The sequence below is a fragment of the Gordonia sputi NBRC 100414 genome, assembly GCF_000248055.1.
GTDB classification, from domain to species: domain Bacteria; phylum Actinomycetota; class Actinomycetes; order Mycobacteriales; family Mycobacteriaceae; genus Gordonia; species Gordonia sputi.
Genome location: NZ_BAFC01000023.1, coordinates 1 through 11,706, shown reverse-complemented (window position 1 = coordinate 11,706; position 11,706 = coordinate 1). Strand labels below are relative to the sequence as shown.

The window sequence follows — 11,706 nt, the reverse complement described above, 5'->3', positions numbered from 1 at the left end:
CAGCGCCTGCGTGGCCAATCGGGACTTCATCCGGGAGTCGATCGAGTAACCCACGATCCGGTTGGAGAACAGGTCTTTGATTGCGCACAGGTAGAGTTTGCCCTCGCTGGTGCGGTGCTCGGTAATATCGCTGAGCCACACTTGGTTTGGCTTCTCGGCGGTAAAGTCGCGGTCGACGAGATCGTCGTGAACCGGCGGCCCCACTTTGCCGTTCTTGCCGCGCTTCTTACCGAACACGCTCCACAATCGATTCTGCGAGCAGATCCGCCAGGCAGTCCGCTCGGCCATCGGTTCGCCGGCGTCGCGGGCCTCCTCGACCAGGTAGCGGTACCCGAATTCCGGGTCATCTTTGTGGGCGTTGAACAGGGCGTTAACGCGGTAGGCCTCGACGAGGTCGGCGTCGGTCACAGGGGTGGCCAGCCAGCGGTAATACGGCTGGCGGGCGAGCTTGAGTACCCGGCACGTCACCGCGACGGGGATTCCGTCAGCGGCGAGCTCATTCACGAGCGGGTAGAGCCTTTTCCCGGCAGATTGGCCTGCGACAGATACGCCGCGGCACGACGCAAGACTTCGTTCTCCTGCTCGAGTAACCGGATCCTCTAGCTACGCCGCCGCGGGCGCCTCCCGGAGGATTTAAGTTCCTCGACAGTCTGCGTACACGTCCGCTACCGGAAACCGCTTCCCTACATCCAGGTCATAATGTTCCCAACTCTGGTCTGGGCCTTCAGCGGTACTCCTTTAGCCGTTCTCACCGGGCAGCTTGTATGCGAGCCCGTCGATGTTCTGGATGCTCGGGTCTGCGCTGAACAACTCTCCACCCTGCGCGGCGAGTGCCTGTCCGACATCCCCGACAGGGCGGGGTCTCGCCCTTGATCCGGGAGGTCGCGTTGACCGGTCCGGAGGCCCCGGAGTGGCGCAGCCGGGCGGCCAGCTCCGTGCCCTTGCCTCCGGGCGCGGGCACGGAGCTCGACCTCGACTGTGTCGCTCAGCTGCGCGACCGGTTCGGGCCACCGGCGCCGCGGCGCGACCTCATCCTGTCGACGGTTGATCGTGACCGCGAGCTACCGTCCCAGCGACCGCCCGCCAGAGGTTCCCCGACGACCGGAGAATGCGGCGGACGAGGACGACCCTGCAAACGCCCAAGCCAGCCAGGACCACTGTGTTCACAACTCATGGCAGGTGCTACCTGCATTTAGACGGGTGACGACCCGGGGCAAGAGTCACCGAAGCCGCAGCCCCGAAGACGAATACGGGAACTCAGGGTCATGGTGCTGCTACAGCGAGGCGGTAGGATTCTAGCCTGGCGTCTGCGCACGCATGGCGAGCGCCAAGTCCTGTGGCCGCCGCGGGCGGCCGCTTGCTCTATGCGGGCTGCTTCTCCCCGACGACATCGAGCTGCTCGATCACGGGCTCCTCGAAGAGCTCACCCGTTTTCTCACCGAGCGCTTTCGCGACCTCACCCGACAGGTGCGCCTGGCGCCCGTCGTCGTCGGGAAATGCGTCAAAGATCCCGAACGACGAGGGTCCGAATTGTATCGCGAACCACCGGACGGTCTTGGGCTCACCCTCTACGATTGACAGCCCCTGGTTCAAGAAGTCGCGGACTTCGTCCTCCCTGCCGGGCAGTGCTTCGAGGCGCACCAGAAGCGCTTTGCTGACCTTTGTTGTTGCCATCTTGGATCTATCCTTTGCTCGGTTTTGCGTTCTCTGGGATGGATTAGAACGCGGCTACAGCTGCCTCGGCGACCGTCTGATCCTGCTCGCCGCTACCCCCGCTCACTCCTACCGCGCCGACGACCAGGCCGTCGCGGCGCAGCGGGATGCCGCCAGCGAAGACCATGACCCTGCCATGGTTCGAGCCCTGGATGCCGTAAAACTGCTCGCCGGGCTGAGCATTTTCGGCCAGGTCCTTGGTGGCGATGTCGAAGGCGCGCGCCGTAAAGGCCTTGTTGATCGAGATGTCGACGCTGCCCACCCACGCGTTGTCCATGCGAATGTGGGAAACTAAGTTAGCACCCGCGTCGACCACCGCAATGTTGCTCGGCGACCCGATCTCTTCCGCCTTAGCCTGAGCGGCGGCGATCACGCGCTGAGCGTCCTCGAGCGATACGGATTCGAGCCTGATGGTCATGAGTACCTCCTGGTTGTGCGCGAAATGCCAATCGCGTCGACCGATGGGCTAGGGCTGTCTCGCTTAAGTTCGACGTCATGCCGGTGTTTTCGCCGAGCGCTTCCGCCACGGTTCCGGACAGGTGGGCATCACGTCCGGCGTCGTCCGGAAAGACGTCGAAGATACCGAACGAGGTCGGCCCGAGGCGGATCGCGAACCACGCGGTGGTGGCCTGCTATCCCTCGACAAGCCCACGGCCGCTGTCGAGGAAGTCTCTCACCTCGTCCTCCTTCCCGGGCAACGCGTCGAACCTGACCAGCAGTCCCTTTGTCACACTCATGACGACACCTCTTCCTGTACCGAAGTGCCCTCGATTTGGGACACGAGCGCGTCGCAGAACGCCGACAGATCGTCGGGCGAGCGGCTGGTGATGAGATTCTTGTCGACCACCACGTCCTGGTCGACGACGTCGGCGCCGGCGTTGCGCAGGTCCGTGCGGATGCTCGGGAAGGACGTCAGGGTGCGACCAGTGACCACACCGGCCTCGATCAACGTCCAAGGCCCGTGACAGATCGCCGCCACTGGCTTACCGCTCTCGACGAAGTCGCGGACGAAGGCGACCGCGTCTTGTTCGACCCGGAGCTTGTCGGGGTTCACCGTCCCGCCCGGAAGCACCAAGGCGTCGTAATCGGCCACCGAGGCCTCGGCCACCAGCCCGTCGACGCTGAACGTCCCCGCCGGATCCAGATCGTTATCGCGGGCCTGGATCTCGCCCTCGCCGACCGAGAGGACCTCTGTCCGGGCGCCGGCCCGGTCCAGTGCCTCGCGGGGTTGCTCGAGCTCGACGCGTTCGACCCCGTCCGCGGCGAGGATCGCGACTCTCCTGCCCTGCAGATCTGCTGCCATGTCAGTTCGCCTACTTTCCGCTGGACATACCTGGCTTGATGACGACCTTGGTCCAGCCCTCGGACCTGGCGTCGAAGTTCCTGTAGGCGTCGGCGGCCTCTTCCAGCGAGATCTCGTGGGAGACGATCCAGGACGGCTTCGCCTTGTCGGCCGCGATCAGGTCCCGGAGACGGCGGTTGTACTTCTTGACCGGGGCTTGACCGTTGCCCATGGTCTGCCCCTTGAACCAGTGGGTGCCGAAGTCGATGGCCGCCTTGCCCTGCTTGGCCAAGTCGTCCTCGGCACCTGGATCCTGGGGGACGAACACGCCGACGGTGCCGATCCCGCCGGTGAAGCGCACCGCGTTGATGAGCATGTTCAAGGTGGCCGCCGTGTCTTCGTTGCCCTGAGGATCATGGGCCTGATAGCCCACGCACTCGCAGCCACGGTCGGCTCCGAGCCCCATCGTCTCGTCCAGCACAGCCTGCACCGGGTCGGTCTTGGAGTCGTCGATGGCGATTGCTCCGATCTGCTCGGCCAGCGCGAGCCGGTCGGGGTGGCGATCGACCACCATGACCTTCGCGGCCCCCTTGATCGTCGCGGACAGGGCAGCCATCAGCCCCACCGGTCCGGCCCCGGCGATCACGACGCTGTCGCCCGGGATCACGCCAGCCATCTCGGTGGCGTGGTAACCGGTGGGGAAGATGTCGGAGAGCATGACGTAGTCGTTCTCCTTCTCCTGCGCATCCTCACCCAGGCGCAGCGCGTTGTGGTCGCCGAAGGGGACCCGGAGCAGCTCCGCTTGGCCTCCGCCGTACGGGCCCATGTCCGCAAATCCGTATGCCGCACCGGCGGCAGACGGGTCAGGCTGCGTGGTCAGGCAGTAATTCGTGAGACCGCGCTCGCAGTTCTTGCAGAACCCGCACGAGATGTTGAAGGGCAGCACGACCCGGTCGCCCACCTTGACCTTCTCCACGCCCTGACCGACCTCCACCACCTCCCCCATGTTCTCGTGGCCGAACGTGCGGCCCTGCTCGAAGGAGGTCCGGCCCTCATACATGTGCAGGTCCGAGCCGCAGATATTGGTCGTTGTCACCTTGACCAGCACATCGGTGGGACGTTCGATCTTCGCGTCCGGAACATCCGTGACCGCGACATCTCTGGGCCCCTGATAGACGACAGCCTTCATGGCGAGTCTCCAATGGTTGTGCTTGGCAAACCTCTGACTTCCCCACACTCACACTGGAACGATGCCGCGTCAAGTGAAGAATCGCTATCTACGGGCCGCAGCGTTCTCCGCATTCGCTGTTGCCATGACCGTCGGCACCGTGATCGCTACCGCTAGGCGCCGGGCGCCACCGAGTAGCCCTGTGGGCCGGACACCCATCGTGTTCGGCCCACAGGCCTCTCGGGGCCGTATCGGGGAACTATTAAGTGGGTGGTGTGAGTCACCAGTGCCGGGCGGGGTGAGTCGCGCGGTGCACAGGTGACCGAGGCGGCTGCGGGTCAGTTCGTCGATATCGCCTGCGTGCGGTGTGGTCAAGAGGTGAGCCAGTCGGAGAAAGAACACGCGTTCGGAGACGCCGAAGCAGCCAGATCTCGGCGGCGGCGCCACCGCCGTAGGGCGCCCACTGGTGGGCGAAAGTCAGCATCGCTTCCCAGCTGTCGCGGCGCCAGTCGAACGCGTTCATGGTCGTCAGTATCACCCGAGAACGGCACGGACGTAACCGTTGGTTCGGAGAACACGGCTCAATTTTCGCTGCAGGGGATTCCTGCCGCGGCGTTCCCATTCTGGGCAGGACTCAACCCCGAAGGAATATGCTGCCTCCACAAAGAATTTTACAGGAGGTCTGAGAATGGCATGGACGGATGGTTCGGAGTCGACTGGCGTGGAATCGGCGCCCGCTCCTGCAAACACGGAACTGGCGGTCTCAGGGCGGGTGGCTGTTCGGTTGGAATCCGGTGCAACAGTGAGGGGCACAATCTTTGACGACTTCGCCGATCTCCTACCCGGTGCTGGCGAAGTCAACGTCCGTGCCGATGAACAACGCATTGTCACTGCCCGGCGATGGGGTATCGCCGTGGACGACGGGACGTTGGTGTTCGTCGACGACGCCGCAGTGGAGGCGCTACCGACAGATCATCAAGACCCCGCCACCAAGTGAACATAGACCCGGCTGCACAAAACCTGAGAGGGGGGTGGCCTGCGGCTGGGCGAGTTCGACGGCCAGTTACATCTCGTTGACCAAACCTGCGAAGTACACGACCGGCTGTACTGGCTGCTTCCGCCATTGCCGGGACTCTCGCCGCGGCTGCGGGGACAAGGCCGAACGATCAATGGATCTGTAATGACGAAGCTGGGCGGTACGTGACCAGCATGACCGTCGCGTTGCTCGCTCCCGGTAAGAATCTCTCGCGAGAGTACCGGCACGACCAGCGCAGGAAGAACGGCGCTGCCCGGAGCGCGCCCACTGCGTAAACAGGTCAAATCCTAGCGGTTCAGGCAATCTCATCTCGGACTGGCACAGTCGCGGATAGCCACCGTCTCAGGTACGGCTGTGCGTCGAGTAGCTGTGGACGGCGATGGAGGTAGTCGACGAACCAGGCTGTAAGACCGTCCCAGGTGGCGATGTCGCCAGGCTCTGGACGAGGTCGAGGAACGTGGGCAGTTCCATCTTCGGCATCGTCACCAGCGTTCCGCGGCGATACAGGGTCAGGTTCATGATGGTGTTCATCCCGTAGATGTGGAAGAACGGGAGTACTGCCATGACCCGGTCATCGCGGTTGACGTCGATGGGGATGCTGCTTTGGGCGATGTTGGCGACGAGATTGCGGTGGGTGAGCATGACGCTCTTCGCCAGGCCGGTCGTACCCGATGAATAGGGCAGAGCCGCTAGTGCCGTGGAGGGGTCGACGGTGACCTCGGGTGCCGGAAGGTGGTGTTCGATCAGGTCGGCCAGCGATGCCCGGTGATCCGATCGATCGACGACGATGATCGCTTCGGCGGGGATTCCGGCCTGTCGGGCGGCGTCGTCGGCTGTCGTCAGCAGCGACGACATCGTGATGTACGCCTTCGCTTTCGAGTCCTTGAGCTGCCTGGCGACCTCGGTGGCCGAGTAGAGGGTGTTGAGCGTGGTGACGGTTGCGCCAGCGCGGAGGACTCCGTAGTAGGCGACGGCGAATTCCGGCGAGTTGGGCATTTGCACAGCGATGACGTCGCCGGGCGCGATGCCGCGTGCTGCCAGTGCTCCTGCGAGGGCGTCCGCGCGTCGTCGGAGTTCGCGGTACGTGAGGTCTGTGTCGCCGTCGGTGATGGCTATGCGGTCCAGGTCTTCGGAAGTGAGGGATTGCGACGGCCTCGGACCTGGCCACGATCAAGGTCGTCCGCGAAGCTGGCCGGCCGCGACGCAGCGAGTTTGACAGCGTCGGCGACCGGGTAAGGTATTCAGCACGAATAACCCCTCGACCTGAGGAGCGGCCCGTGGTTGAACAATCCCCCGACGAGCTGTCGACCGTGCAACTCGTCGAACGCCTGCAACAACAGACCACCACCCTGGTCACCACCGAGATCCGTAACGCCCTGGATGAAATAAAGACCAAGGGGACCCGACTGGGAATCGGAGTCGGCATCTCCGGTGCCGGCACCCTGCTGGTGCTGTACGGGCTCGCCACTCTGGTAGCGGCCGCCGTCATCGGCCTGGCCATCGCCGTCCCGGCGTGGCTGTCGGCACTCATCGTCGGTGCCGCACTCGTCGCCATTGGTGGCGTCGCTACCGCCATCGGGGCGCTACGGGCCAAGGCAGCGGTGCCACCCGCCCCCGAACGCACCGCGGCAAGCGTGCAACGCGACGTCGAGACCATCAAGGAGCATCTGTGACCACGACACCCGAGGAGCCCCGCGACGCGGACTCGACAGCTACCCCACCACCCGTTGTTCCGGACGAGTCGCCACCGGTCGAAGAGCAACGGGCAGAGCTGGCCCGCACAGTGGATGCGCTGACCGACAAGCTCGACGTCCCGACCCGCCTCACTGCCGCAGCGAGCCAGAAAGCGCATGACGCCGCAACCACAGCCAAGGACAACAAGCAGACACTGATCGGCGGCGCCGTCGTCGCAGCCATGGCCATCGGAGTGATCCTGGCGATTCGTCGCCGACGTCGATAGGAGTTTCCCATGAGTACGGTGTCCAAAGCCTTCTACAAACCGCTGTCGCTGGCGACCAGCGTCTTGGGCGGTATCGCCGCCGGGGCAGTGTTCAACCAGATCTGGAAACGCGTCTCCGACAAGCCCGATGCCCCCTCGCCCACCGATCTACAGCGCACCAACTCCGAAGTGCTGACCGCGGCCGCGTTGCAAGGGCTAATCTTCGGACTCGTGCGTGCGGCGGTCGATCGCGCCGGAGCGCGCGGCTACAAAGCCGTCACACACGAAGATCCGGCATGATCCCGATGACGCCCTGACACCCAGCGCCTGCCCGGGGGCATCGGCTACGGCGACGGGGCGCAGTTGCGTGACAACCGGTGTCAGTTCTGCTCGTACAAAGCAGCGCTCTGCGACGCCTGGACCCACACGGGAGATCAGTCGAACCAACGACAGACGCAACCAAAGCTCGTCGAGAGCGTTTCGTTTCGATGTCTTGCAGGGGGCTCTGTTCCGACCACCGATTCGAGTCCGGCGGCCGATTCGAGTCCGGCGGCGAGGTTCTGGAGAGTGGTGAACGCAGCCACCGTTGACGAAGCCATGCGCACGATGGCATCCATGGGACTCTCCCGCCACGCCCAGTTGTCGCCGCACCTCCTGCGTAAACGGCCTGTGCGCGACAACGAGAAGGGGGCGCCTGGGCGGCCGGGGGCGGCGCGATCGGAGTTCTTCGGGAGCTTCGACACGGTCAACCGTCTTCTTTCTGCCATGGCTGGTCGAGGTACCCGGCATCACGTAAGGCTGCTTCTAAGACCCTCTGATACGAGCGACCGGTCACTGTGGCGATGCCTTCCAACGTTGCGCGAGCTGGCATCCCGCGCACGCCGTGCGTGCGCCACAGGTTCAGGTTCTGCCGCGAAACCCCGATGCGCCGGGCCAGCTCGGCATCGCTGACGCCGTACGCATGCTTGTGTGCATCGACGAGCTCGACGAGATGAGCGGTTGCCACGCTGCAAGCGTGGGGCAGTACGACCCCGAAGTCAAGAGCAGCACGACGCTTCCGTCAAGTGCTACTTGACATAAGGTAGATTATCGGCACGGAAAGAAGACGAGTTCAAATAGATGCGACAACTCGTCCTTGTCCGATCCAGAAAAAGGTGAGAGTAATCCAGGAAAACATGAGAGTTGACCGACATTCGGCCTGAATCCATGAAGACCTGAGAGTGCACGCGCACCGCGCCGGCGACCGAGCTGATGAGCCCTCATTGCCCTTGCCTGAGCCCGGATCTGTATACGCGCGTTTCGTCACCGTGACGCATTGGTGAGACGTATTGCCCTGTAGGACAACGGTTTACGTACAAATATGTGGATAATCGTGATTATCCACATATTGTGCTGCCCGCCTCCGGGTGGTGGTCAGCCGGCGTCTTTCGGGCGGTCGACGAGTCCAAGGCGTAGGTGTTCCGAGTGGTAGACGGCCTCGTCGAGCAGCTGCGCGACATGAGTGTCGTACAGGCTGTAGGTGATCGAGCGGCCGGCGCGTGCACCGACGACAAGACCAAGGTTGCGTAGCAGCCGCAGTTGGTGAGAGACCGCGGACTGCTCCATGCCGATCGAGTCGGCGAGATCGGTGACGGCGCGCGGACCGTGGCGCAGTTCGGTCAGGATCAGCAGCCGGCTCGGCGTGGCCAGGGCCTGCAGCGTGGTCGCGACGCGCTCGGCCGACTCCGGATCCAGCCGTGCGGCGGGACGGTCGCGGCCCTCGATTCCATGTCCCATGACCGAGAAGGTTACCTCCCTCACATCACATGAAGACGTCTTCATGTGTTCTGTTATCATTGTCGCCGTTCTAGTTCTCGATCGTGGAGATGAGCGATGTCCGTACCGGCCCTGGCGATGCACGCCGCCGCCACCGCGCCCGGGGTTGCGGCGATGCGCCGGACCCGGATCTGGGCGCTTCCTGAGATCCGTTGGGCAGCTGTCGCTTTGGTCTTGTTCCTGGGAGGATTGGCGGCCCAGCTGGCGGGTGGACCGACGGGACTGTGGTGGGCGCTGTATCTGGCCTGTTACGTCTGCGGCGGATGGGAACCCGGACTGGCGGGGCTGCAAGCGCTGCGTGAGAAGTCTCTTGATGTCGACTTGCTGATGGTGGTCGCGGCGATCGGGGCGGCGGCGATCGGGCAGGTCACTGACGGCGCGCTGCTGATCGTCATCTTCGCGACGTCGGGAGCGCTGGAGGCGTTCGCGACGGCCCGCACCGAGGACTCGGTGCGCGGGCTGCTTGATCTCGCACCGGAGACGGCCACCCGACTGGACGCCGATGGTCACGAGGACCAGGTGCAGGCGGTCGACCTCGTGGTCGGCGACCTGCTGGTGGTTCGGCCCGGCGAACGGATCGGATGTGGGTGAAGCAGGCTGACATCGACGGCGGTGTCACTACCGGCGTGAGCAGCGCCGAGGCGCAGCGGGTGAAAGAGCTCGAGCAAGAGAATCGGGAGTTGCGTCGGGCTAACGAGGTGCTGAAGCGGGCGGCGTCTTTCTTCGGGGCGGAGCTCGACCGCCACTACCGGAAGTAGTCGCGTTCGTCGACGCGAACAAAGACGACCTGGTCGACGGTCGCCGGCTCGGAGTCGAGCTCATCTGCAGACTGTTGCAGGTGGCACCGAGCAGCTACTACGCCGCCAAGAACCGCACCCCGTCGGCACGCATGCTGCGGGACGAGGAAATGATCCCGCAGCTGGTCGAGCTCTGGGAGGCCAACTATCGTGTCTACGGGGTCCGCAAGCTCTGGAAGGCCGCCCGTCGTACGGGCATCATGATCGGCCGGGACCAGACCGCCAGGTTGATGCGTGCCGCGGGAATCGAGGGCGCCCGGAGGTCGAAACGGGTCAAGACCACACGACCGGAGATCCTTCGTCGGCGCGGCACCCGGACCTGGTGAAACGGGAGTTCCCCGCGACGGCGCCGAACCGGCTCTGGGTCACCGATCTGACGTTCGTGCCGACGTGGGCCGGTGTCGCCTACGTGTGCTTCATCGTCGACGTGTTCTCCCGGATGATCGTGGGGTGGCGGGTCGCGTCGCACATGCGCACCGAGATGGTCCTCGACGCGATCGAGATGGCCCGCTGGTCCCGAGGCGCTCGCCACGAGGATCTGCGCTGTCACAACGCAGGGTCTCAATTCACGTCGATTCGCTACAGCGAGCGATTGGCCGAGATCGGCGCCACGCCGTCGATCGGAACCGTCGGCGATAGCTATGACAATGCCCTGGCCGAGACGGTGAACGGCTACTACAAAACCGAACTTGTCCGCGGACCCGCGAGGTCCGGGCCATGGAAGACCGTTGAGGACCTCGAGCTCGCGACCCTCGGCTGGGTGCACTGGCACAACACCCAGCGCCTCCACGGCTACCTCGGCGACGCACCGCCCGTCGAGTTCGAGAACGCGTTCTATGCTGTCCAAGGCGACCGCAGCCTGGCGGTCGGAACCAAATAGCGCGAGTCTCCATCAAACCCAGAGCGCTTCAGGAGACCAGGCTTGTTCTACGAAACCTCCGTAGGTGGTGCTGATGCATAAGCCGCCCACTCTCGGGCAGTGATGCCGTAGGCGTCTTTGAACGCGCGTGAGAACGTTGAGGGATCGAGGAACCCCCATTTTCTCGCCAACGCGCTGATCGTATATCGCCGGCTCGTTGGGTCTGCCAGCTCAGTCTTGATGCGCTCGAGTCGGAGGTTACGGATGTGTTCGGCCACGCCCTGTCCCGTGGCCGAGAACAGTCGGTGGAGGGTCCGCACAGAGACGTTGTGTTCCGCCGCGATCTGTGAGGCACACAGGTTCGGGTCGGCCAGGTTCTGTCGGATATACGCGAGCACACACTCGAGTAGGCCGTCGGAGGCGGCGGCTTGATCGGCAAGCTCGGTCCGTATCGCCGCTGACAGAAGATCGACAGCACTGTTGTGGAGTGGAGCTACCTCCGCCAAGTCTCCTGCGTCGGTCGCATCGTTGATGCTTGTCATGAAGGATGAAACCACTCGGCCGATACCGCGATCGCCCCCGACGTTCACCGCGGTCATCCTGCCGATGAAGTCTTCGGTGAAGCCGAAAGAGTATCGCGGGAACTGGAATACGCTCATCCTCCAGTCTGTCGGGAAGAGGATGTCGTAGGGATGGCGGGTGTCCCAGAAGACCAGTCCACCGCGACCGACTCGTGCAGTTCTGTCGTGCTGTTGCACGAGTGCATGGCCGGCGGATTGCACCCCAACCATGAGGTACTCACGCTCATCCTGCCTGATCAAGCGGCGAGTGCGGGTGATCTGTTGGGGCAGTGACGAGGACGTCGCGATACGTACCGTGCCCAAGTTGCCCGTCGAGACCGTACCGATGAAGGGTTGCTCGCTCGTGAGGGTGATGTTGAGCGGGACATAGCTACGGCAGATGACATCGTGCCAGAGCGCGACGCGATCGGACGCCGAGACCTGGTCTGAGGAGAAGAAAGTGTTCATCGACCTACCTGGTGCCCGCCCCGTTCATTGCTCTTTTCAGAGTAGCCGTTATCGCGATGCCGGGCTTGG

The 11,706-nt window shown here is 64.0% G+C and carries 12 protein-coding genes and 4 pseudogenes; 6 read left to right on the top strand and 10 right to left on the bottom strand.

The window, feature by feature from the left end; translation table 11 throughout:
* From GOSPT_RS24030 to GOSPT_RS03875, 6 genes and pseudogenes are all read right to left on the bottom strand, one after another.
* A pseudogene (locus GOSPT_RS24030) lies at nt 1–599 on the bottom strand (DDE-type integrase/transposase/recombinase); the annotation flags it as partial.
* A 763-nt stretch (nt 600–1,362) separates the two neighbouring features.
* Nucleotides 1,363–1,674 carry a putative quinol monooxygenase gene (locus tag GOSPT_RS03895; RefSeq protein ID WP_005203161.1) on the bottom strand — a complete coding sequence of 104 codons (312 nt, stop codon included), beginning with the start codon at nt 1,672–1,674 and terminating at the stop codon, nt 1,363–1,365.
* A gap of 43 nt (nt 1,675–1,717) precedes the next feature.
* The gene (locus GOSPT_RS03890) at nt 1,718–2,131 is read right to left on the bottom strand and encodes a GlcG/HbpS family heme-binding protein (RefSeq protein WP_005203160.1); all 414 of its coding nucleotides are present in this window, start codon (nt 2,129–2,131) and stop codon (nt 1,718–1,720) included.
* A gap of 79 nt (nt 2,132–2,210) precedes the next feature.
* Nucleotides 2,211–2,450, bottom strand: a pseudogene (locus tag GOSPT_RS03885) (putative quinol monooxygenase); the annotation flags it as partial.
* A complete protein-coding gene (locus tag GOSPT_RS03880; RefSeq protein WP_005203159.1) occupies nt 2,447–3,016 on the bottom strand; it encodes a type 1 glutamine amidotransferase domain-containing protein in 570 nt (189 codons plus the stop codon). The gene GOSPT_RS03880 and the pseudogene GOSPT_RS03885, both read right to left, overlap by 4 nt.
* A 10-nt stretch (nt 3,017–3,026) precedes the next feature.
* Nucleotides 3,027–4,184 (bottom strand): glutathione-independent formaldehyde dehydrogenase, encoded by a 1,158-nt coding sequence (locus tag GOSPT_RS03875; RefSeq protein WP_005203158.1) that lies wholly within the window; start codon nt 4,182–4,184, stop codon nt 3,027–3,029.
* Nucleotides 4,185–4,965: 781 nt separating this feature from the next.
* Here GOSPT_RS03875 and GOSPT_RS24220 point away from each other — a divergent pair.
* Nucleotides 4,966–5,160 (top strand): hypothetical protein, encoded by a 195-nt coding sequence (locus tag GOSPT_RS24220; protein ID WP_245548687.1) that lies wholly within the window; start codon nt 4,966–4,968, stop codon nt 5,158–5,160.
* 381 nt (nt 5,161–5,541) lie between these two features.
* Here GOSPT_RS24220 and GOSPT_RS03865 read toward each other — a convergent pair whose 3' ends face one another.
* Nucleotides 5,542–6,309, bottom strand: coding sequence for an AMP-binding protein (locus GOSPT_RS03865; RefSeq protein WP_245548688.1), 768 nt, complete (start codon nt 6,307–6,309; stop codon nt 5,542–5,544).
* 167 nt (nt 6,310–6,476) lie between these two features.
* Between GOSPT_RS03865 and GOSPT_RS03860 the strand changes: the two genes are divergently transcribed.
* Genes GOSPT_RS03860 through GOSPT_RS03850 form a run of 3 tightly spaced genes read left to right on the top strand, consistent with a single transcriptional unit; the run spans nt 6,477 to nt 7,438 of the window.
* Complete coding sequence (locus tag GOSPT_RS03860) at nt 6,477–6,872, top strand: phage holin family protein (RefSeq protein WP_005203154.1); 396 nt, start codon at nt 6,477–6,479, stop codon at nt 6,870–6,872.
* Nucleotides 6,869–7,159, top strand: coding sequence for a DUF3618 domain-containing protein (locus tag GOSPT_RS03855; protein ID WP_005203152.1), 291 nt, complete (start codon nt 6,869–6,871; stop codon nt 7,157–7,159). Before GOSPT_RS03860 ends, GOSPT_RS03855 begins: the two co-directional genes overlap by 4 nt.
* A gap of 9 nt (nt 7,160–7,168) precedes the next feature.
* On the top strand, nt 7,169–7,438 hold the full coding sequence (locus GOSPT_RS03850) for a DUF4235 domain-containing protein (RefSeq protein ID WP_005203148.1): 270 nt from the start codon (nt 7,169–7,171) through the stop codon (nt 7,436–7,438).
* 445 nt (nt 7,439–7,883) lie between these two features.
* Here GOSPT_RS03850 and GOSPT_RS03840 read toward each other — a convergent pair whose 3' ends face one another.
* Both GOSPT_RS03840 and GOSPT_RS03835 read right to left on the bottom strand, forming a co-directional pair.
* Complete coding sequence (locus GOSPT_RS03840) at nt 7,884–8,144, bottom strand: helix-turn-helix domain-containing protein (protein WP_005203144.1); 261 nt, start codon at nt 8,142–8,144, stop codon at nt 7,884–7,886.
* Nucleotides 8,145–8,551: 407 nt separating this feature from the next.
* On the bottom strand, nt 8,552–8,914 hold the full coding sequence (locus GOSPT_RS03835; protein WP_005203142.1) for an ArsR/SmtB family transcription factor: 363 nt from the start codon (nt 8,912–8,914) through the stop codon (nt 8,552–8,554).
* Between the two features lie 96 nt (nt 8,915–9,010).
* Between GOSPT_RS03835 and GOSPT_RS03830 the strand changes: the two are divergent.
* Nucleotides 9,011–9,532 (top strand): annotated as a pseudogene (locus GOSPT_RS03830) (P-type ATPase actuator domain-containing protein); the annotation flags it as partial.
* Nucleotides 9,532–10,630 (top strand): annotated as a pseudogene (locus GOSPT_RS23010) (IS3 family transposase); the annotation flags it as partial. The pseudogenes GOSPT_RS03830 and GOSPT_RS23010, both read left to right, overlap by 1 nt.
* Before the next feature lie 47 nt (nt 10,631–10,677).
* On the opposite strand, the gene GOSPT_RS03810 reads toward GOSPT_RS23010, so the two are convergent.
* Nucleotides 10,678–11,637 (bottom strand): AraC-like ligand-binding domain-containing protein, encoded by a 960-nt coding sequence (locus tag GOSPT_RS03810; RefSeq protein WP_005203122.1) that lies wholly within the window; start codon nt 11,635–11,637, stop codon nt 10,678–10,680.
* Nucleotides 11,638–11,706: the final 69 nt, after the last annotated feature.

Excerpts from the sequence above, each read along its gene's own strand:
- GOSPT_RS03880 (WP_005203159.1), bottom strand. The coding sequence starts at position 3,016 with ATGGCAGCAGATCTGCAGGGCAGGAGAGTCGCGATCCTCGCCGCGGAC.
- GOSPT_RS03875 (WP_005203158.1), bottom strand. The coding sequence starts at position 4,184 with ATGAAGGCTGTCGTCTATCAGGGGCCCAGAGATGTCGCGGTCACGGAT.
- GOSPT_RS03835 (WP_005203142.1), bottom strand. The coding sequence starts at position 8,914 with ATGGGACATGGAATCGAGGGCCGCGACCGTCCCGCCGCACGGCTGGAT.
- GOSPT_RS03850 (WP_005203148.1), top strand. The coding sequence starts at position 7,169 with ATGAGTACGGTGTCCAAAGCCTTCTACAAACCGCTGTCGCTGGCGACC.
- GOSPT_RS03890 (WP_005203160.1), bottom strand. The coding sequence starts at position 2,131 with ATGACCATCAGGCTCGAATCCGTATCGCTCGAGGACGCTCAGCGCGTG.
- GOSPT_RS03895 (WP_005203161.1), bottom strand. The coding sequence starts at position 1,674 with ATGGCAACAACAAAGGTCAGCAAAGCGCTTCTGGTGCGCCTCGAAGCA.
- GOSPT_RS03810 (WP_005203122.1), bottom strand. The coding sequence starts at position 11,637 with ATGAACACTTTCTTCTCCTCAGACCAGGTCTCGGCGTCCGATCGCGTC.